Source organism: Actinomycetota bacterium, from assembly GCA_040754375.1.
In the GTDB taxonomy this organism is placed as follows: domain Bacteria; phylum Actinomycetota; class Acidimicrobiia; order Acidimicrobiales; family AC-14; genus JBFMCT01.
The window spans coordinates 1-17,911 of record JBFMCT010000025.1 but is presented as its reverse complement, the minus strand read 5'-3'; the positions used below and the strand labels follow the sequence as shown (position 1 = coordinate 17,911).

Sequence of the window (17,911 nt, the reverse complement as noted above, 5' to 3'; positions counted from 1 at the left end):
GTACCAGTACGCTTCAGGGGCCATGACCGTGCTCGACCACCTGGGGGCCGCCGAGCTGCGGGCCGCCGTCTGCGGCTACCGCGACGCCCTCCGTGCCCATCAAGACCGGTTGAACCGGCTCAACGTCTACCCCGTGCCCGACGGCGACACCGGCACCAACATGGCCCTGACCCTGGAGTCGGTGGTGACCGAGATGGGGGCCGGGGGCGAGATGGCGGCCGTGTGCAAGGCCATCAGCCACGGTTCGCTCATGGGGGCCCGGGGCAACTCGGGGGTCATCTTGTCCCAGGTGCTGCGGGGCCTCACCGACGGCCTGCGCGACCGCGAGACGGTCGACGCCGCCGCCCTGGCGGACGCCCTGGCCCAGGCCTCGACGGCCGCCTACGGGGCGGTAATGCGCCCCGTCGAAGGCACGATCCTCACCGTCGCCCGGGAGGCGGCCGAGGCCGCCCAGGTCGAGGCCAAGGACGGGTCGGCCACGCTGGTGTCGGTGCTGGAGGCCGCGGCCACCGCCGGGGCGGCCTCCTTGGACCGCACCCCGACCCTGCTGCCGGTGCTGGCCGAGGCCGGGGTGGTCGACGCCGGGGGCGCCGGTTACCTGCTGCTCATCGACGCCCTGCTCCAGGTGGTAGACGGCCGGGCCCTGCCCGCGGCCCCGGCTGCGGCAGCCGCCGGGCCGGTGGCGGCCCACGCAATGACCACCGGTGACGGGCACGGCTCGGTCGGCGACCTGCGCTACGAGGTCATGTTCCTGCTGGCGGCCGACGACGGGGCCGTCGAGGGTTTCAAGGCGGCGTGGATGGACGTGGGTGACTCGATCGCCATCGTGGGTGGGGACGGGCTGTGGAACTGCCACATCCACACCGACGACATCGGCGCGGCCATCGAGGCCGGGGTCGAGGCCGGCCGGCCCACCCGCATCCGGGTCACCGACCTGGCCGAGCAGGTGGCCCACGAGCAGTGCGAGCGCGAGGCCGAGGAGGCCACCGCCACGGGCACGGCTGCCGGCCCCGCAACGGCCGGCCCTGCAACGGCCCCGGCCGCGGCCGCAGCCCCGGCCCCGGCCCCGGCCCCGGCTGAGCCGGTGACGACCGCGGTGGTGGCGGTGGCGTCGGGCGAGGGGGCCACGGGCATCCTGGCCTCGCTGGGGGCCCGGTCGGTGGTGGCCGGGGGCCAGTCGATGAACCCGTCGACGGCCGAGCTGCTGGCCGCCATCGAGGCCAGCAACGCCGAGGGTGTGGTGCTGCTGCCCAACAACAAGAACATCGTCCCGGTCGCCCACAAGGCGGCCGAGGCGGCCAGCCGTCCGGTGCAGGTCGTCCCGACGACCTCTATCGCCGAGGGCTTTGCGGCCATGATGGGCTTCGACCCGGAGGCCGACGCCGAGGTCAACGCCGAGGCCATGGCCGCCGCGGCCGACGACGTGGCCTGGGGCGAGGTCACATGGGCCGTGCGCGACGCCACCACCCCGGCCGGTCCGGTACACGAGGGCGACCACCTGGCCTTCCTGGGCCACGACGTGGTGGCGGTTGCCCCCGGGCTGGCCGAGTGCGCCTGCGCCCTGCTCGAACAACTGGTGGGCGACGACCACGAACTGGTCACGATCGTCGAAGGGGCAGCGGCCACCGACGACGCCACCGGGGCCGTCAAGGCGTGGCTGGCCCAGCACCGTCCTGGCGTGGAGGCCGAAGTGCTGCGGGGCGACCAGCCCCTGGCCGCCTACCTCTTCAGCGCCGAGTAGCCGCCACCGGGACGAGGCCGCCCCGGGCGGGGGCGGGGCGGCGGCGGGAGCTACGGTCGGGGTCGATGGCCCGCCGGCTGGCCCAGCTTGCCGATATCCCGGTGACCGCCCTCGCGGGGGCGGGGGCCAAGAAGGCGGCCGCCCTGGAGTCGATGGGCATCACGACCGTGCTCGACCTGCTGACCCACTACCCGCGGCGCTACCTCGACCGCACGGGCCAGGTGCCGATCCGGGAGCTGCGGGTGGGCAGCGAAGCCCTGGTCCTGGCCAAGGTCAAGCGGGTGCAGTCCCGCCGTACCCGCCAGGGCCGGGCCATGGTCGACGTCGACGTGTTCGACGGTTCCAGCTACCTGCGGTGCGTGTTCTTCAACCAGGGGTGGCGGGCCAAGCAGCTCCCGGTGGGGACCGAGGCGGCCTTCTTCGGCAAGGTCGAGGCCTACCAGGGCCGGCGCCAGATGGCCAACCCGGTGGTCGACCTGGTGGGGGACCGCACGGGGCGCATCGTGCCCCTCTACCCCCAGTCCGAGAAGGGGTTGGCCACCTGGGAGCTGGCCAAGCTGGTCGACGAGGCCCTGGCCCGGGCCGGGGAGATGGCCGACGCCCTGCCCGAGGTGTGGCGTGACCGGCTCGACGTGGTCGACCGCACGTGGGCCTTCCGCCACATCCACAACCCCGAGTCGATGGGGGCGGCCGAGGCGGCCCGGCGCCGCCTGGTGGTCGACGAGCTGCTGCGCATGCAGCTCGCCCTCGTCATGCGCAAGCGGGCCATCGAACGCGAGTCCAAGGGCGTGGCCCACCGGGTCGAGGGCGAGCTGGTCCGGCGGTTCCACGCGTCACTGCCCTACGAGCTCACGGGCGCCCAGCGCCGGGCCATCACCGAGATCGCCGCCGACCTGGCCGGGCCCCACCCCATGCACCGCCTGCTCCAGGGCGACGTCGGTTCGGGCAAGACGCTGGTGGCCGTGACCGCCTTGCTCATGGGCGTGCAGGGGGGCTACCAGGGGGCGCTCATGGCTCCCACCGAGGTGCTGGCCGAACAGCACGGGCTGGCGGTGCGGGCCATGCTGGGCGAACTGGCCGTCCCTGACGAACGCACCCTCAGTGGCGACCGCCCGCTGCGCACGGCCGTCCTCACCAACCGCACGACCGCCTCCGAACGGGCCCGCATGGCCGAGGGCCTGGCCGACGGGAGCGTCGACCTGCTCATCGGCACCCACGCCCTGCTGGAGGAACACGTGGCCTTCGCCAACCTGGGGGTGGTCGTCATCGACGAGCAGCACCGGTTCGGGGTGGAGCAGCGGGCCGCCCTGCGGGGCAAGGGCAACGACCCCGACGTGCTGGTGATGACGGCCACGCCCATCCCCCGCACGGCCGCCATGACCGTCTACGGCGACCTCGACGTGACCGTGCTCGACGAGCTACCGCCTGGGCGCCGCCCGGTCAAGACCCGGTGGCTGCGGGGCGAACTGGAGCAGTCGGAGGCCTACGGCCGGGTGGCCGACGAGGTGGCGGCCGGGCGCCAGGCCTACGTGGTCTGCCCCCTGGTGGAGGAGTCCGAACGGGTGGCGGCCCGCTCGGCCAAGGCCGAGTACGCCCGCCTGTCGGCCGAGGTCTGGCCGGAACTGCGCTTGGGGCTGCTGCACGGGCAGATGCCGTCGAAGGAGAAGGAGGCGACCATGGCGGCTTTCCGGTCCGGCCAGCTCGACGTGCTGGTGGCCACCACCGTCATCGAGGTCGGCGTCGACGTGCCCAACGCCACCGTCATGCTCGTGCAGGACGCCGACCGGTTCGGCATCGCCCAGCTCCACCAGCTGCGGGGCCGGGTCGGCCGGGGGGCCGAGGAGTCGTGGTGCTACCTGCTGGGCGAGGTCAGCACGCCCGAGTCCGAAGAACGCCTGGCCGCCCTCGTGCGCACCACCGACGGGTTCGAACTGGCCGAGGTCGACCTCGACATCCGGGGCGAGGGCACCGTGCTGGGCACCCGCCAGAAGGGCCACAGCGACCTCAAGCTGGCCTCGCTGCGCCGCGACCGCGAGTGGGTCGCCCGTGCCCGCGATGTGGCCTTCGACATCGTCGACAACGACCCCACCCTGGCCGGCCACGCCCTGCTGCGCGAGGAGGTCGGCCTCCTAATCGACCCCGACGAGGCCGAGTTCCTGTTCAAGAGCTGAACCCGTGGAGGCGGCGCGCCGTCGTCTACCGTGATGGGTGGACCTGACCACGATCAACGAGGCCCGAGCCGGCGTTCGCAGCGGCAAGCCCTGCTTCATAGGCACCCGGATAGCGGTCTACGACGTGCTCGAGTACCTGGCCTCACCGATGACCGCCGAGGAGATCGTCGCCGAGTTCCCTGAGCTGACACTTGAGCACGTCCGTGCGGCCATCGAATTCGCAGCGCAACGCGAACGCCGCCTCGCCACGGCGTGAGGTTCCTGTTCGACCAGAACCTTCCGAGGAGCCTTGTCGAACGACTTCGAGATGTGTTCCCCGGAGCACCCACGCTCACGGCGCTCGACCTCGACACGGCCGCCGATCGCGCGATCTGGGATTACGCGCGGCAGCACGATTACGTGATCGCCTCGAAGGACTCGACTCAGATCATGTTCCGGAACGGGAACTTCGTAGAAATGAATGTGGACTGGAATCCAGCGGGCTGTAGCCACGTCCTCTGGACCAGAAAGTACCTCGCTATCGCCGCGAGTCTTCGGCGGTTCTTCGGAATCGTACTTACGGGGTGGTACAACGTCGACCATCAGAACCACATCCACTTCGACGACTCTTACGGCGCCGATCCGATCCGGTGGTACTTTCGATCTGACGCGGTGGTCAATCTCAGCCGGAACCACTTTCGACGTCTAGCGCTATCACGGCGGCGTGCTCGTGAGGACCGCGGAGATCGCCGAAGTTGTGGGCATGGGTATCGGTTCGGTGAAGTCCAGCCTCCACCGAAGTCGACGAACACTGACGAAACGGCTCGAGGAGTTGCGATGACAAGTCCGAGGGACGAGGTCCGGTTGGCACTGCACGCCGAGGCGAGCGCTCCGAGCTGCAACCGGAAGGTTGGTACAGCGTTATGAGGCGTGTCGAATACGGCGAACCGCATCGATCGTTCAGAACGCTCGGGGCATCTGCCGTCGTGATCCTCGTGGCGTTGCTGGTCGGAGGCGTCCTGTTGCTTGACCGCGGTAGCGACACCGTCCGCGTGGGTGGCCAAGGTCCGGCGGCCGAGCCGAGCACTTCACCGCAGACCGGACCCCGTCTGCCGAGCCCGACGGCCCCACCGATCGCCACAACCGGTGTACCACGGAGCCCGACGACCTTGGCTGTTCCAGCTCAGCCGCCTGTCCTTGCCGTCGGTTCCACCGATGACGGCCGCCTCGTCGTCCTTGATGTCGCGACCGGCGTCGAGCAGCGCGAGTTGCTACGCATGTCGGGGACAAACCGATCGTCGAGCGAGGGAGCGGCTTCGGCACTCGGAGGATTGGCGGTAACGCCCGATGGACGATCGGTCTTCTACTCGACCTGCTGTTCACCGGCTGTCGGGTCGACCCGTGTGGTGCCCACCGGCGGCGGCGGTGCTGTCCTGGTGGCTGACGGCAAGTCGCCAGCAGTGAGTCCCGACGGGACTACTGTCGCCATCGTTGACGCGGTGCTTGGCATCAAACTCCTAACCCTCGATGGAGGAGTGGTCGACGTGATAAAGAACCGGCCGGACCTCTCAGGCGCACTGAGTTCGGTTGGCTGGTCGCCCGACGGCCAGCAACTGGCCGTCGGAGCACAAGGGCGAGTCTTTCTGGTGGGCGCCGGTGAGACGAGCATGGTCAATGCCCGGGAGGTCATCGTGCCCTCGGGCCGTACCTGGAGTTCACCCGTGCTTCGGGCTGACGGTTCTATGCTGGTTGTCGAGGAGGCACCGGGCTTGGCGCCTGTCGTCCGATCGGTTGCTGCCAACGGCGCCCCGCAACAGGTGATCGACCTCGGCGGGCGGGCACCGACCAGTCTTTCGGCCGATGCGTCGGGCGGCTGGGTTCTGGTTCCGACGACGACCCGCATCCTGATGATGGTTGGCCCCGACGGTGCCACACAGCCGACGGCGATCACCGGAGCGTTTCGGGGGGTCGATTGGTGAACTGGCGCATGGCCAGTAGGTGCGGGTCATCGCTTTCGATGCCCGCTGGAAGGGCGAACCCCATCCGAGGCATCGCCCAGCGCCGGGCGAGGGCGTCGCTGAGAGCGGCGGATCGTCCTGCGCCAACAGGACGATCGCACCGGCGCCGCGCACATGGGGCGCCGCGTGCCACCCCTTGACCGTTTGAGAGAGAAGGGATGGCGATGACCATCGTAGAGCCCGCGGCCGCGCGCGCCGTGACGGGCGGTGTCGACACGCACCTCGACGTGCACGTGGCCGCCGCCCTGGACCACATCGGCGCACTGCTGGGCGTGGAGAGCTCGAAGCCTCTCGCGCCGGCAACGACAAGCTCCTGCGGTGGCTGCGGTCCTTCGGCGAGGTCGCCCAGGTCGGCGTCGAGGGCACCGGCTCGTACGGAGCGGGCCTGGCTCGGGCGCTGCGGGCCGCGTACATCGCGGTGGTCGAGGTTGACCGCCCCAACCGCCAGGCACGCCGGCGCAGCGGTAACTCCGATCCCGCGGATGCCGTGGAGGCGGCACGGGCCGCCCTGTCGGGCCGAGCCCAGGGGGCGGGGAAGACCCGCGACGGCAACGTCGAGGCGGTCGGCCCGCTCGACGAGGATCAGCTCGCTCAACCAGATCCGCCACCTCGGGTTCACCGCGCCCAACGATCCTCCAGGTGCTCCTCGAAACGCAGAGAAGCGATCGAGGCGTTCGCAGTCACCGAGGAGGAGTCCCTTCTCGTCCTGCCCGATCTTCCGGCCTGAAGTGGGTTGGGGCCAGCTCCACCAGCTGCGGGGACGGGTCGGCCGGGGGGCCGAGGAGTCGTGGTGCTACCTGCTGGGCGAAGGCAGCACGCCCGAGCCCAAGGAACGCCTGGCCGCCCTCGTGCGTCTGTAGGTACGCTGTAGGGACTGTAGTGAGGAGGCCGATATGGCCAAGGGCCAGCCGTTCAGCGTGCGCTTGGAGGAGCAGACCCAGAAGCTGGTCGAGGCAGAGGCCAGGCGGACGCGGCGCACGAAGAGCGCGGTGGTCGAGGCGTTCACCGAGGAGACAGCCCGTACCCGGCGGTTCGCAGGGATCGCGTTCCGGGGAGATGATGCTCGCCGGCGCGCCTGGGTCATCGGTACGGGCCTCGACGTGTGGGAGATCATCCAGATGCTGGAGGACTTCGGGTCGGCCGACGCGCTCGTCGCCAGCTCGTCGTTGTCGCTGGCGCAGGTGAGGCTGGCCGTCAACTACCGGGATGCCTACCCCGACGAGGTCGACGCGGCGGTGGCCGATAACCGGCGTCCCCTGGCTGATGTCGCCGTTCTCTTCCCCTTCATCGACATCGCGGACGCGTGACGATTGCGCCTCCTCCTCGACGGCAACCTGTCGCCCAAGCGGATCGGGTCGGCGCTCGCCAAACGAGGCCACGACGTGTTGAGCCTGGCGTCGGACGCTGCCTTGGGCGCCTTGGACGACCCGCAGGTCCTGGAGCTGGCCGCCGAGCAGCACCGCATCCTGGTCACCCGCAACTCGCGAGACTTCGCACCGATCCTGCGGGAGTGGGCCGAGTCAGGCCGCCATCACGCCGGCTGCATCCTGATCTGGACGCTCGACCATCACGACCTTGGCCCCATCGTCAAGAAGGTCAGCCGCCTGCTGGCCGACCGCCCGGGCCCCGAAGGGTGGCGGGACCTCGCGATAGCGATCTGACGGTCGGCCGTCTCCGGTTTGAGGGGGCGCCCCGTGCCGTCGCTGGTTGCGGCACGGGGCGCGTCTCCGATGGGTGGCGGTGGCCCTGGCGGGTTAGAGGTCGGCGCAGGCGATCTTGGGGCCGCCGCCGGTGTGGCCGCCGGCAGGGATGGCGTGTATGACCACCGACTGGGCCTCGGGCCGGGCCAGCCAGTCGGCCGAGCCCCGGCCGATGGCCACCCCTCCGGCGTTGGCCGTGATGCCGGCCTGGGGGTCGGACGTGGAGGAGAACCACAGCTCGTTGGGCGGGGTGACGGCGCCACCGACGACGTCCTGGTAGTGGCCTCCGCCGGGGTTGGGGGCCGAGCACGGCAGGTTGTGGAGATGGGCGGCGTAGAGCAATCCGGGCTGGAGGCCGATCACCACGACCCGGCCCCACGTCGAGTCACCGGTCCGGCTGAGGATGGCCACTCCACTGACGTCGATGCCCATGTCGGCACCCGCGGCCAGGGTGTGGAACCGGCCGACCTCGGTGGCCGCCGCGGCCGGGGAGGCGGGAAGGGCCACGGTTACGGCCGCCAGCCCCACCAGAGCCAGTACCGCCCTCTTGGCCGGCCGCGGCCGGCCGGTGAACTTGCTCGTCATCCTGACGCTCCTTTGTCGATGTAACGGCTTTCGTGCCCACAGACGAGTGGTGGGCCGCCGCGGGTGACACCCGCCCCTAGTCCGGCCAGGACCGCTGACCCTATGCTCCCCGCTCGTGGCCCAGCAGCCCGTCGGCGATCGGATCGCCGAGGCTTTGCGGGCTGCGTGTCGCCCGCGGGGTGGGGTACCGGCGTCTGTCCCATCGATGACCCTGGCCGCGATCAGCGCGATGGTGGACCTGCCGGCCCTGGTCGGCGCCCCCGCGGCTCGGGCCAAGCCCGTCCCGTGGGCGGGGACGGCCGCCGACCTCGACCGGCTGCTGGTCTCTCTGTTCAGCGCCGAGGGGCCTTCGCTGGTACGACTGGCGCGCCTTTTCGTGGACGACCGCAACGCCGCCGAGGACCTGGTGCAGGAGGCGTTCATCCGCTTGGCCAGGTCGGCCCACCGCATCGAAGACGAAGCCAAGGCGGCCGCCTACCTGCGGTCGATCGTGCTCAACCTGGCCCGGGACCACAACCGCCGTGGCCTGGTCTCGCTCCGCCACCGCCTCCCCCTCGACGACCGGCGGTCGCGCGAGGAGGACGTGCTGGAGCTGAGGGAGGACCAGCGCCAGGTCATCGAGGCCCTTCGCGACCTTCCGCACCGCCAGCGGTCCTGCCTGGTGTTGCGCTACTACCAGGAGCTCGGCATCGACGACATCGCGTCGGTTCTGGGGATCTCCCGTAACTCGGTCAAGACCCACCTTCAGCGGGGCCTGGCCGCCATGCAGTCGCGGATCGGGGGTGAACGGTGAGCGCCCTCGAGGAGCGTTTGCACGAGGCCCTCATGCAGGGGGCCCAGGCCGTGGACGAGAGCCCCGACCTGTTCGCCCGGGTCCGCCTCAGCATCGAGGACGACCGCCGCCGCCGCCGTCAACGCCGCCGCCTGGCCCTGATCGGCGGTTCGGTCGCGACCGCCCTGGCCGCCCTGATCTACGCCATCACCGACACCCGACAAGGAGAGCTGCTCATGGACTGGTGGGCCCTCGAACTCATCACCAACGCCCTGCTCGTCGGCGTCGCCCTCTGGCTCGGACCGCTGATCAAGCGGTTCGGGAAGAGCTACGCCGCCGACGTGTTCCGGGCCAACCCCCGTACCGGCAAGAGCTTCATCGTCCTGACCGACGTCGCCTACTACCTGATCTTCTTCGCCTTCGTGCTGTTCACGATCAGCTTCGAGGCCAAGGGGAGCTGGGAGGCCACGGTGACCGGTGCCCAGCTCCAGCACGAGACGGCCCGGGTGGGCGGGATCCTGCTCATCATGGGGGTCCTGCACGGCGTGAACCTCATCGCCCTGCCCCTCATGGGGCGGGTGCTGACGCTCAACCGCCGGCTGGACGAGGAGACCCCGATGGCTGGGCCGGGGACGCCCCAGGCCGGCTGAGGCCGCTGTGTTCCTTGTCCTCCTCGCGCTGGTGGCCGCCGCCGGCCTGGCGGTCGCCGGGCTGCTCGGGGTGGGCCTTCTGAGCGCGGACCGGCGTGGTCGCCGGACCGGCCTGGCCGCGGCGCTGTCGGCCCCGGTCGTGCTCGTGGGTGCGCTGGCGTTCACGGCCCTCATCGTGGTCGGCGTCGGCCTTGGAGGCGGAGGCCAGACGTCACCACCGCCGTCCGGACCGGCCGGGCCGGTGGGGCCCGACAGGAGCTCTGGGCCGGTGGAGCCTGACGTGCTGGCCGGGCCCCAGGCCGGGCCCCAGGGGCAGTTGGACGACGGCGCGCCGGTGCCTCCCGGTCGGGTCGGCGACCCTCTGGCCGGCTTACCGTCGGTGGCGCTGGTCGTCAGCGACGAGGCGACGTTCGCCGCCGTCCCCGGGGTCGGCGGGCTGTCACCTGGTGGGGCCGTACGGGTGGCAATCAGTGGGTTCGAGTGGCACGAGCGAGCGGTGGCCGAGCTGTGCGTGGTTGAGGTGGGCCGCGCACGGGCGTGCGCCGGGTGGTTGCCCGTCCAAGCCGACGGCGACGGCCGGGCCGAGATCCTGTTCGCCGTCCCCGGCAACGTCACCGTTGGCGGTTGCCGAGCGGGCCGGCCCACCTGCCTCATCCGGGCCCGCAGTCTCGAGTCCGACCGGGAGGCCGTGGCTCAGGTGGTCCTCGTGGACCCCTTCGTTCCCGGGACGGTGCGGGTGACGCCCGCGCGCGGCGTGGTGGACGGCCAGAGCGTCGAGGTGGCTGTTAGCGGTTTCCCTCCGGGCACGTCCGCGCGGGCGCTGCTGTGCGGGCCTCCGGGCGGGTACGACGGCGAGCGCTGCCAGGCGCTCGGGATGGGCGCCTCCCTTACGATCGACGAGCGGGGCCAGGGACGCACCGCGCTCGCTGTGTCCGCGGGCTCGCTCTGCGGCCCCCGGCGGCCGTGCGCCGTGAGCGTGGTCGTCAACGACGGCTACTTGGCCGCGCCCGCGGTGCCCATCAGCTTCGCCCGCGGGCCCGGGGTCGATTACCGGTCGGGCCGGGTGGCCACCGGGCTCGGGGTGGCGCTCGCCCTGCTCACCCTCGCCCTGGTGGTGGCCTGGCGGACGGACTGGGCCAAGCCCAGCGAGGCCGCCACCCCGGATATGGACGCCGCCGACCTGCGGGCCGACCAGAGCCTCGACGACCTGTTCGGCAGCGATGCCGAACTGGACCAGCGAGACCCCGTCCCGTGGTGACCGGGCCAGCGCGCCAGGGAGCGCGCTGGCGAGGGGTGGACCGGCCGTGAACGGCGGGTCGTGGGCGTGCTGGGCCCTTCCGAGGCGGTCGACGAAGTGACAGACCGCCCAAAGCGCCTGGGGCGAGCCTCGGAGCCGGCGTCAGGAGGCGGGATGAAGGTTCGGCAGGTGGGGCTCGACTCCCACCGGGCTGGATCAGCGGGCGAGCGGGTTGGCGACGTGCATGCCGTTGTGGGCCGCGGCTTCGCACAGAGCCTCGTCGGCGCTCGTCAGGAGCCCGGCCTCAAGATGGAGCGCGGCGGCCAGGTGGACGGCGTCGTAGCCGCGCAGAGCCTCGGTCTCGGCCAGTCCGGCTGCTCGGGTGACCAGGTCGTCGGTGACCCTGGCCAGGTGGAGGTCGCCGATCAGCTCCGACAGTTCGGCCTTGGCCTGCTCGTACTGCTCGGCGGTCAGGCGTCCACCCCGGGTGGCGGCCGCGAGAGCGGCGCGTGCCTCGACGACGATCAGGCTGACCGACGCGAGCGTGTCGGCCGCGTCCCAGACGACCTCGGCTCGATCGGAGCCCGCCTCGTAGATGACGAGCTTGAGCAGCGTCGACGTGTCGACGTAGGTGATCACCGGCGTTGGTCGGCAACCAGGTCGCTGACCGCGCCCTTGGCCACGATGCGGGGGCGGGGCCGACTACGGGTGGCGCGAGATGGTGCTCGCACGACGCCGGCGGCGACGAGCGCCCCGAGCCGGTCCGTCGAGGAGTCCACCGGGGACAGCCGGGCGACGGGCCGGCCGCGATCGGTCACCACGACTTCCTCGCCCGCTCGGACGCGGTCGATGTACCTGCTGAGGTTGTTCTTGAGGTCTCGGATACCGACCTGCGAGCGAGATGTAGCTACATCCATACGACGATTGTAGCGTCACCGCGGCCGGATGAGCCCTCCGCCGGCACCTGGCAGGTCTGCTTCCGGGAGCCGAGCGGGTCGAGCGGCACCATCCCCGTCCACTTCACGATCGTCTGACGGCGTGGGTGGGCGGGCCGGTCTCTGACGGTCGGGGGGGCCCGCTTGGTTGCTTGACAGCGACGGTATGCTGCGTGCGTCCGGTAGATGTACGGTGCACTTACTGTGCATACTGAAACGGTGGGAGGGAAGCGATGGCAGGTCCTGACGCTTTGATCACGTCGGGCCCGATCCCCGAGGGGTTGCTGCACGAGTTCGAGCAGCTCGACCTGAGCCCCTACGAGGCGCGCGTCCTGCTCGCCTTGCTGCGGTTGGGGTCGGCCAACACGGCCCAGCTGGCCCGCCACTCGGCGGTGCCCCGCACCAGCACCTACCAGGTGCTCGAGGAGCTCAACCGCAAGGGCCTGGCCCAGCGCATGAGTGTGGAAGGCCCGGCGGTGTGGGCCTCGCCGGGGCGCGAGGAGGTCTTCGACCGCATCGACGCCGCCCAAGAGGAGCGCCTGCGCCAGTACCGCACCCGCACGGCCCGGCTGCGCGAGGAGCTGGCCCGTACCTTCCCCGAGAACCCCGACGCCGCCGGCCCCTACGTCCACGTGATCCAGGGGGCGTCGCAGGTCAGCAGCATCTACGACAAGCTGCTGGCCGAGGTGCAGGACGAGCTGCTGGTGTTCAACCGGCCGCCGTACTCGCTGCCTCCCGAGCAGGTCAACCGGGCCGTGCTCGAGGCCATGAGCCGGGGCGTGGCCTCGCGGGTCCTCTACCAGGAGCCCCAGTGGGACCACCCTGACGCCGCCGAGTTCCGCAAGGCGATGGCTGCCTACCACGAGGCGGGTGTGGTCGGCCGGCTGGTGGACGAGCTGCCGATAAAGCTCGCCTTGGCCGACCGCAAGGTCGCCCTGCTGGCCATGACCGACCCGGTGCTGCCCGACATCGGCTTCCCGACCACCTTGCTGGTCGAGCACCCAGGGTTCGCCTCGCTCCAAGCCGACGCCTTCGAGCGCCTGTGGGAGACGGCCAAGCCTATGGGCGACGAGCACCGGGGCCGGCCCGGCGCCGACGGCTGATCGACCCCGCGGGTTGACCAACCCCGGCGGCCAAGATGGCACTTGCATCTGGGTTGATGTCGCGCGACTCTGGTGACGGGTGACTTCGTAGTCTTGACCTACGACGCGGGTACCTCGCGACGTTCGGCCACGCGCCGCGGCGGCGGCCCAACGGTCCGCACGTGATCTCCCCGGCGGCCCGGACGGGCCTGGGCAGGCGACGGGCTGTGCAGACCCGGACCGGGCCGGCGCCGCGCCGTCGCGGCCGGGCAACCGCCGTCGGCTTGGCCGCCTGGGCGCTGGTGGCCTCGGGCTGCGTGCCCCGGCCCCAGGCCGAGCCGCCGCTGCCACCCCCGCCCGCGGTCGTCGAGGTGACCCTGGCCGACTACCGGTTCGAGCTGGCCGGCGAGGTGCCGCCCGGGCGGGTGGTCTTCAACGCCTATAACCGGGGGACGGTCGACCACTCCCTGACCCTGATCGTGCTGCCCGAGGACTTCCCGCCCCTCGACGAGCAGCTTCGGGGCGACACCCGGCGGCCGGTGACCAACCTGGCCCTGCTGCCCCGGCGCCCCCCCGGGGAGAGGGGGACGTTCGCCGTCGACCTCGTGCCCGGCCGCTACGGGCTGGTCTGCTTCGTGCCCGGGCCCGACGGGGTGGCCCACGGCGTCCGGGGCATGAACGCCGAGTTCCGCGTGGTCTAGGGGTTGCAGGGCCTGCTTTGTAGCAGTAAGCTGCTACACGCAGTCAACATCAAGGCTGGCGGTTGTGTGCCGCAGTTGCAGCAAGGAGGCAGGCGTGATCACTGGCAGGCGAGGTCTGAGGCTTTCCCGGCGGGCGACGGTGGCCGGGGCGCTGGGCATGGCGGCCGCGCTGGCCGTGGGGTCCGTGGCGTGGGCCTGCACGGTGCCCGTCGGCTTCACGTGGTACTCCGACGGCACGACGGCCAAGCAGGGTGGCCAGGGCACGTTCATCACGGCCTATGCCACCCAGGCCCGGGCCAACCGCCAGTTCAACCTGGTCACCGGCAACGCCCAGGGCGAGCCCGGCCACGAGGGCCACGCCTGCATGTTCAACGTGACCAACCTCAACCCCAACCTGCGCACGTCGAGCTCCTCAGGGTTCATCCCCAACACGACCGGTCAGGTCAACAGCGCTCCCGGGGTCTGGCAGGTGTGCTTCCGTGAGCCCAGCGGTGCCACCTCGACTATCCCGGTTTCCTTTACCGTCACCTGATCGGCACTGAGCGGCGCCGGGCCTTCCGGCTTCAGGTTGCGACGGTGGTTCTCGCCGGCCTGGCGTGGCAGGCGGGGGCCACCGCGTCCCAGCCCTCGGCTCGGCCCGAGGTCGGTGCCAGCGTGCCGGCGACGGCCACCTACACCAACCTGGGTGTGGCCCAGAACTCCCCGATGCTCGCTATCGACCCCACCGACTCCCGGTTCGTGGCCCTGGCCCATCGCCAGGACGCGCCCGAGTTCGGCTGCGGGCTCCAGGTATCGGGCGACGGCGGGCAGGGCTTCGTGCCCGCCGAGCCCGTGCCCGTGCTCCCCGAAGGGGCCGAGCGCTGCTACGGCCCCGAGGTTGCCTTCGACCGCCATGGCCGGCTCTATTACCTGTTCATCGGCCTGGCGGGCGCCGGCAACAACCCCGTGGGTGTCTACCTCACGACCTCGACCGACCACGGCCGCACGTTCAGCCCGCCCGCCCAGGTGCTGGGGCCCAGCAGCTACCAGGTGCGCATGGTCATCGACAACGACCGGGGCCGCCGGGGCCGCCTTCACCTGGTGTGGCTCCAGGCCGCCAACGACGACCCTCTGGGCGGCCTCCCGCCGCTGCCCAACCCCCTCATGAGCGCCTACTCCGACGACGGGGGAGCCACGTTCTCCGAGCCCGTCCAGCTCTCCGATGCTGACCGTCCCCGGGCCGTGGCCCCGGCCATCGCCGTGGGCACCGACGGGCGGGCCCACGTGGCCTACTTCGACCTCCAGGACGACTTCCGTGACTACCAGGGCCTCGAAGGCCCGGCGTGGGAGGGGACGTGGTCGGTAGTCGTCACGACCTCGGCCGACGGGGGACGCTCGTGGGGCCCGGGGGTCGAGGTCGACGACGGGCTGGTGCCGCCCGGCCGGGTCATCCTCATCTACACGATGGCCCCGCCCTCGCTGGTGGCGGGCGACGACGGTTCTCTGGTGGCCGCCTGGTCGGACGCCCGCAACGGCGACGCCGACGTGTTCACCAGCCGGTCGGCCGACCAGGGGGCGACGTGGTCGCCGCCGCTGCGGGTGAACGACGACCCGCCCCGGCCCGAACCGGCCGACCAGTACCTGCCCCGCCTGTCGGTGGCCCCCGGCGGCCGGGTCGACCTCGTCTACTTCGACCGGCGCAACGACCCGGCCAACGTGCGCAACGACGTGTACTACTCGTGGTCCGACGACGGGGGCCAGGCGTGGGCCCCGAGCCTGCGCCTGACCGAGCACTCCTCGGACACCCGGGTGGGCCAGCGCTACGCCGTGCCTTCGGCCACCGGCTTGTTCGAGATCGGCTCCCGCCTGGGCCTGGTCTCCACCCGCGCCCGCGCCTTGGCCGCCTGGCCCGATACCCGTAACAGCCTGCTGGGGTCGGCCGACCAGTCAGTGTTCACGGCTGAGGCCCGCTTCCCCGGGGTGATCGACGAGCCCGAGGTCGAGGGCCCGCCCTGGCTGCTGATCGGCGCTATCTCGGGCGGGGCCACGAGCGTGCTGGTGATGATCGTGGTCGCCGTCCACCGCCGCCGTTCCCAATCGGCGCCCGCCGTCGTAACATCAGCGAAGTGAGCGGAAGGCCACAGAGGTCTTTGAAACGGCGCCTTCCGGCGGCGGCTGTGGTCCTGGCCGTCCTCCTGCCCGCCATGTGGGCCCTGTCGGTGGGCGCCCAGTCCGCCCCTACCGGCACCGGCATCGGGCTGTGGCCTCGAGGGCCCGACAACCTCTGTACGGACGAGATCAACAGCGACCTCGGCAGGCAGTCCCAACCGGTAGGCGAGGCCCGGCTGCTCACTCACCACGAGAACATGAAGGTCGCGGGGGGGCCGAACGGAGACCTGTTTGTCAGCGACCACTTCTGGGTCCGCCGGGTCAGCAACGGGATCATCCATACCATCGCCGGGCCGCCGGGCACGATGGTCGAGTACCCCCGCTACGACGCCAACTTCCAGCAGATCGGTGTCTACGGTCTCGTGGAGTTCCCCGACCACTCGCCCGACGGCGACCCGGGGCTGGCCAGAGAAAAGGTCCTGGCCGTGTACGGGATGGTGGCCGACCCCCTGAGCGGGGGTGTGTACATCGTCGACAACTCGCTGGTCTCGGGGGGTGGGCCCACCCTGGTACGCCGGCTGACCCCGGGGCCCGACGACTCGCAGTGGCAGATCACGACGGTGGCTACCGACGGGGCCAGCGGCTTCACGGCCTTCCAGCACCAGATCGGCCTGGCCACCTGGGGCAACCGGCTGCTCTATCCCCAGCCCTGGAGCGGCCAGGTGGGCCTGATCGGGCCGTCGGGGCGCATCGACACGTTCGCCAGTGAGGGCCTGGCCCAGCCAGTGTCGGCGGCCGTCGACGGCGAGGGCAACGTCTATGTGGCCGACGCCGCCGCCGGGGTGTACAAGGTCTCGCCCTTCGATACAGAGCCGCCCGTAGCCGTCGGCGGTTTCGGGGCGGGGGTGCGGGAGGTGGCCGTCGACCCGGCCGGCACCATGCTGTTCGTGCGAACGGGCGGCGAGGTGCACCAGGTCGACCTCAAGGGCGACACCACCACTTCGCGCCTGCTGCTGGCCCGGCCGTCTGCGTGGTCGCCCAATGGCCTGTGGTTCGGCGGCAGCCCGGCCCGGCTCTACCTGGCCAACTGCCATGTGTGGACGGTGACCCCGCTGGCCGCCCAGTCCACCACGACCTCTTCGGCCCTCGACCCGGTGCCCGACACCGTGCCCCTGCTCCAGGCCCCCGGCGGGGGGGGTTCGGGCGGCGCCCCCGCTGGCGACCCCGCCCCCGGCCCGGTCCCCGGAGCCGACGGCGGCGCAGCGGGTGCAGGTGCAGGAGAGGGCGCTGGTGCGGGCCAGGGTGCGGGGGGCGGGGTGGGTGGCGGAGTGGGCGGTGGGGTGGGCGAGGGGGCTGGGGTCGCCGGCGGTCGGGGGGAGGGCGCCGGGGGCGGCGTGGGCGGCGGGGCGGGTGCCGGATCGGGTTTCACTGCGCCGGCCGGAGGTGGGGGTGCGTTGACGGCTCCCTCGGGCGCAGGCGCCTCGGGTGGCCCGGGAGCGGGCCCGGCCCCCCTCGCCGACCCCGGGGGCGCAGGGCCGGCGGGGGTTGCCCCCGGCTCCGGAGCGGAGGTCGCGGGCAGCCAGGGAGCTGCGACGGCCCAGGGCCCTGGCCTGGCCCCCGGCGGCCCGGCGGCTGCGGCCGCCCCCACCGCTGGCCCCAACGGGGCCCTGGCCGGCGCCCCCAGCCAGTCGGCCATGGGGGCGCCCCGCTATGCCATGGTCCGGGCCGATGACGACGGCCCGGCCGCGTGGTGGCCGGTGGCCGCCGGTTCCGTACTACTGGTCGGCTGCGCCGCCTTGGCCGCTGCCGGCCTTTCCGACGTCCGGTCCCGACCTTCCACTGCCCGGGCCAGTGCCGCACCTGTACGCCGTTCCACTCCGGCCCCCGCCCGGGCCCGCGCCTGGTGACCGTCGCCGGCCCCATTGGACCGGCCGCCCACGGCCGCGCCTCACCCCCCGAAACCTGCGCGGGAATCGTGGGCGAAACGCCCACGATTCGCGCGCGGGTTTCGCTGGGCCCCGGTTCCCGCGCGGGAATCGTGGGCGAAACGCCCACGATTTGCGCGCGGGTTTCGCGGGGCCGGGTTTCGCAGAGCCGGGTTTCGCAGAGCCGGGTTTCGCGGTGGCAGGGACCGGGCCCGGGGTCCGTCACCGCCGACAGGCCGGGCGGGGGTGGGCTGTGCTGAAGAAGCCGGGAGGCGGGGCGGGCAAGCCGGCGGCCGGAAAGCCGGCGGCCGGGAGGCGGGGCGGGCA

Annotated in this window: 19 protein-coding genes; 16 read left to right on the top strand and 3 right to left on the bottom strand. The window is 72.0% G+C overall.

The window, feature by feature from the left end:
• Positions 1-22: 22 nt before the first annotated feature.
• From AB1673_11340 to AB1673_11305, 8 genes are all read left to right on the top strand, one after another.
• Entirely contained in the window at positions 23-1,741 is a 1,719-nt protein-coding gene (locus tag AB1673_11340; GenBank protein MEW6154564.1) for a DAK2 domain-containing protein, read from the top strand.
• A 65-nt stretch (positions 1,742-1,806) separates the two neighbouring features.
• Positions 1,807-3,912 (top strand): ATP-dependent DNA helicase RecG, encoded by a 2,106-nt coding sequence (gene recG, locus AB1673_11335; GenBank protein ID MEW6154563.1) that lies wholly within the window; start codon positions 1,807-1,809, stop codon positions 3,910-3,912.
• A gap of 37 nt (positions 3,913-3,949) precedes the next feature.
• Positions 3,950-4,168 carry a DUF433 domain-containing protein gene (locus AB1673_11330; GenBank protein MEW6154562.1) on the top strand — a complete coding sequence of 73 codons (219 nt, stop codon included), beginning with the start codon at positions 3,950-3,952 and terminating at the stop codon, positions 4,166-4,168.
• Positions 4,165-4,818: a DUF5615 family PIN-like protein gene (locus AB1673_11325; protein MEW6154561.1), complete on the top strand. Its 654-nt coding sequence runs from the start codon at positions 4,165-4,167 to the stop codon at positions 4,816-4,818. Before AB1673_11330 ends, AB1673_11325 begins: the two co-directional genes overlap by 4 nt.
• Positions 4,819-5,327: 509 nt before the next feature.
• A complete protein-coding gene (locus AB1673_11320) occupies positions 5,328-5,870 on the top strand; it encodes a hypothetical protein (GenBank protein MEW6154560.1) in 543 nt (180 codons plus the stop codon).
• 767 nt (positions 5,871-6,637) lie between these two features.
• Positions 6,638-6,769: a hypothetical protein gene (locus AB1673_11315; GenBank protein ID MEW6154559.1), complete on the top strand. Its 132-nt coding sequence runs from the start codon at positions 6,638-6,640 to the stop codon at positions 6,767-6,769.
• Between the two features lie 33 nt (positions 6,770-6,802).
• Complete coding sequence (locus tag AB1673_11310) at positions 6,803-7,216, top strand: hypothetical protein (protein ID MEW6154558.1); 414 nt, start codon at positions 6,803-6,805, stop codon at positions 7,214-7,216.
• A gap of 3 nt (positions 7,217-7,219) precedes the next feature.
• The gene (locus AB1673_11305; protein MEW6154557.1) at positions 7,220-7,570 is read left to right on the top strand and encodes a DUF5615 family PIN-like protein; all 351 of its coding nucleotides are present in this window, start codon (positions 7,220-7,222) and stop codon (positions 7,568-7,570) included.
• Positions 7,571-7,663: 93 nt separating this feature from the next.
• Here the strand turns inward: AB1673_11305 and AB1673_11300 are convergent, their stop codons facing one another.
• Complete coding sequence (locus tag AB1673_11300) at positions 7,664-8,194, bottom strand: hypothetical protein (protein MEW6154556.1); 531 nt, start codon at positions 8,192-8,194, stop codon at positions 7,664-7,666.
• Positions 8,195-8,399: 205 nt separating this feature from the next.
• On the opposite strand from AB1673_11300, the gene AB1673_11295 reads away from it, so the two are divergent.
• From AB1673_11295 to AB1673_11285, 3 genes are read left to right on the top strand one after another with little or no spacing between them, the layout of a single operon-like run.
• On the top strand, positions 8,400-8,987 hold the full coding sequence (locus AB1673_11295) for a sigma-70 family RNA polymerase sigma factor (GenBank protein ID MEW6154555.1): 588 nt from the start codon (positions 8,400-8,402) through the stop codon (positions 8,985-8,987).
• Positions 8,984-9,616, top strand: coding sequence for a hypothetical protein (locus AB1673_11290; protein ID MEW6154554.1), 633 nt, complete (start codon positions 8,984-8,986; stop codon positions 9,614-9,616). Before AB1673_11295 ends, AB1673_11290 begins: the two co-directional genes overlap by 4 nt.
• A 7-nt stretch (positions 9,617-9,623) precedes the next feature.
• Positions 9,624-10,874 (top strand): hypothetical protein, encoded by a 1,251-nt coding sequence (locus AB1673_11285; protein MEW6154553.1) that lies wholly within the window; start codon positions 9,624-9,626, stop codon positions 10,872-10,874.
• A gap of 195 nt (positions 10,875-11,069) precedes the next feature.
• On the opposite strand, the gene AB1673_11280 is transcribed toward AB1673_11285, so the two are convergent.
• Both AB1673_11280 and AB1673_11275 read right to left on the bottom strand, forming a co-directional pair.
• Positions 11,070-11,492: a type II toxin-antitoxin system VapC family toxin gene (locus AB1673_11280; protein MEW6154552.1), complete on the bottom strand. Its 423-nt coding sequence runs from the start codon at positions 11,490-11,492 to the stop codon at positions 11,070-11,072.
• A complete protein-coding gene (locus tag AB1673_11275; protein MEW6154551.1) occupies positions 11,489-11,770 on the bottom strand; it encodes a type II toxin-antitoxin system prevent-host-death family antitoxin in 282 nt (93 codons plus the stop codon). Before AB1673_11275 ends, AB1673_11280 begins: the two co-directional genes overlap by 4 nt.
• Positions 11,771-12,021: 251 nt before the next feature.
• Between AB1673_11275 and AB1673_11270 the strand changes: the two genes are divergently transcribed.
• From AB1673_11270 to AB1673_11250, 5 genes are all read left to right on the top strand, one after another.
• Positions 12,022-12,891: a helix-turn-helix domain-containing protein gene (locus AB1673_11270; GenBank protein ID MEW6154550.1), complete on the top strand. Its 870-nt coding sequence runs from the start codon at positions 12,022-12,024 to the stop codon at positions 12,889-12,891.
• Between the two features lie 161 nt (positions 12,892-13,052).
• Complete coding sequence (locus AB1673_11265) at positions 13,053-13,571, top strand: hypothetical protein (protein ID MEW6154549.1); 519 nt, start codon at positions 13,053-13,055, stop codon at positions 13,569-13,571.
• A gap of 94 nt (positions 13,572-13,665) precedes the next feature.
• Positions 13,666-14,103 (top strand): hypothetical protein, encoded by a 438-nt coding sequence (locus AB1673_11260; protein ID MEW6154548.1) that lies wholly within the window; start codon positions 13,666-13,668, stop codon positions 14,101-14,103.
• A gap of 44 nt (positions 14,104-14,147) precedes the next feature.
• Complete coding sequence (locus AB1673_11255) at positions 14,148-15,680, top strand: sialidase family protein (GenBank protein ID MEW6154547.1); 1,533 nt, start codon at positions 14,148-14,150, stop codon at positions 15,678-15,680.
• Entirely contained in the window at positions 15,677-17,566 is a 1,890-nt protein-coding gene (locus tag AB1673_11250) for a hypothetical protein (GenBank protein MEW6154546.1), read from the top strand. Before AB1673_11255 ends, AB1673_11250 begins: the two co-directional genes overlap by 4 nt.
• Positions 17,567-17,911 lie beyond the last annotated feature (345 nt).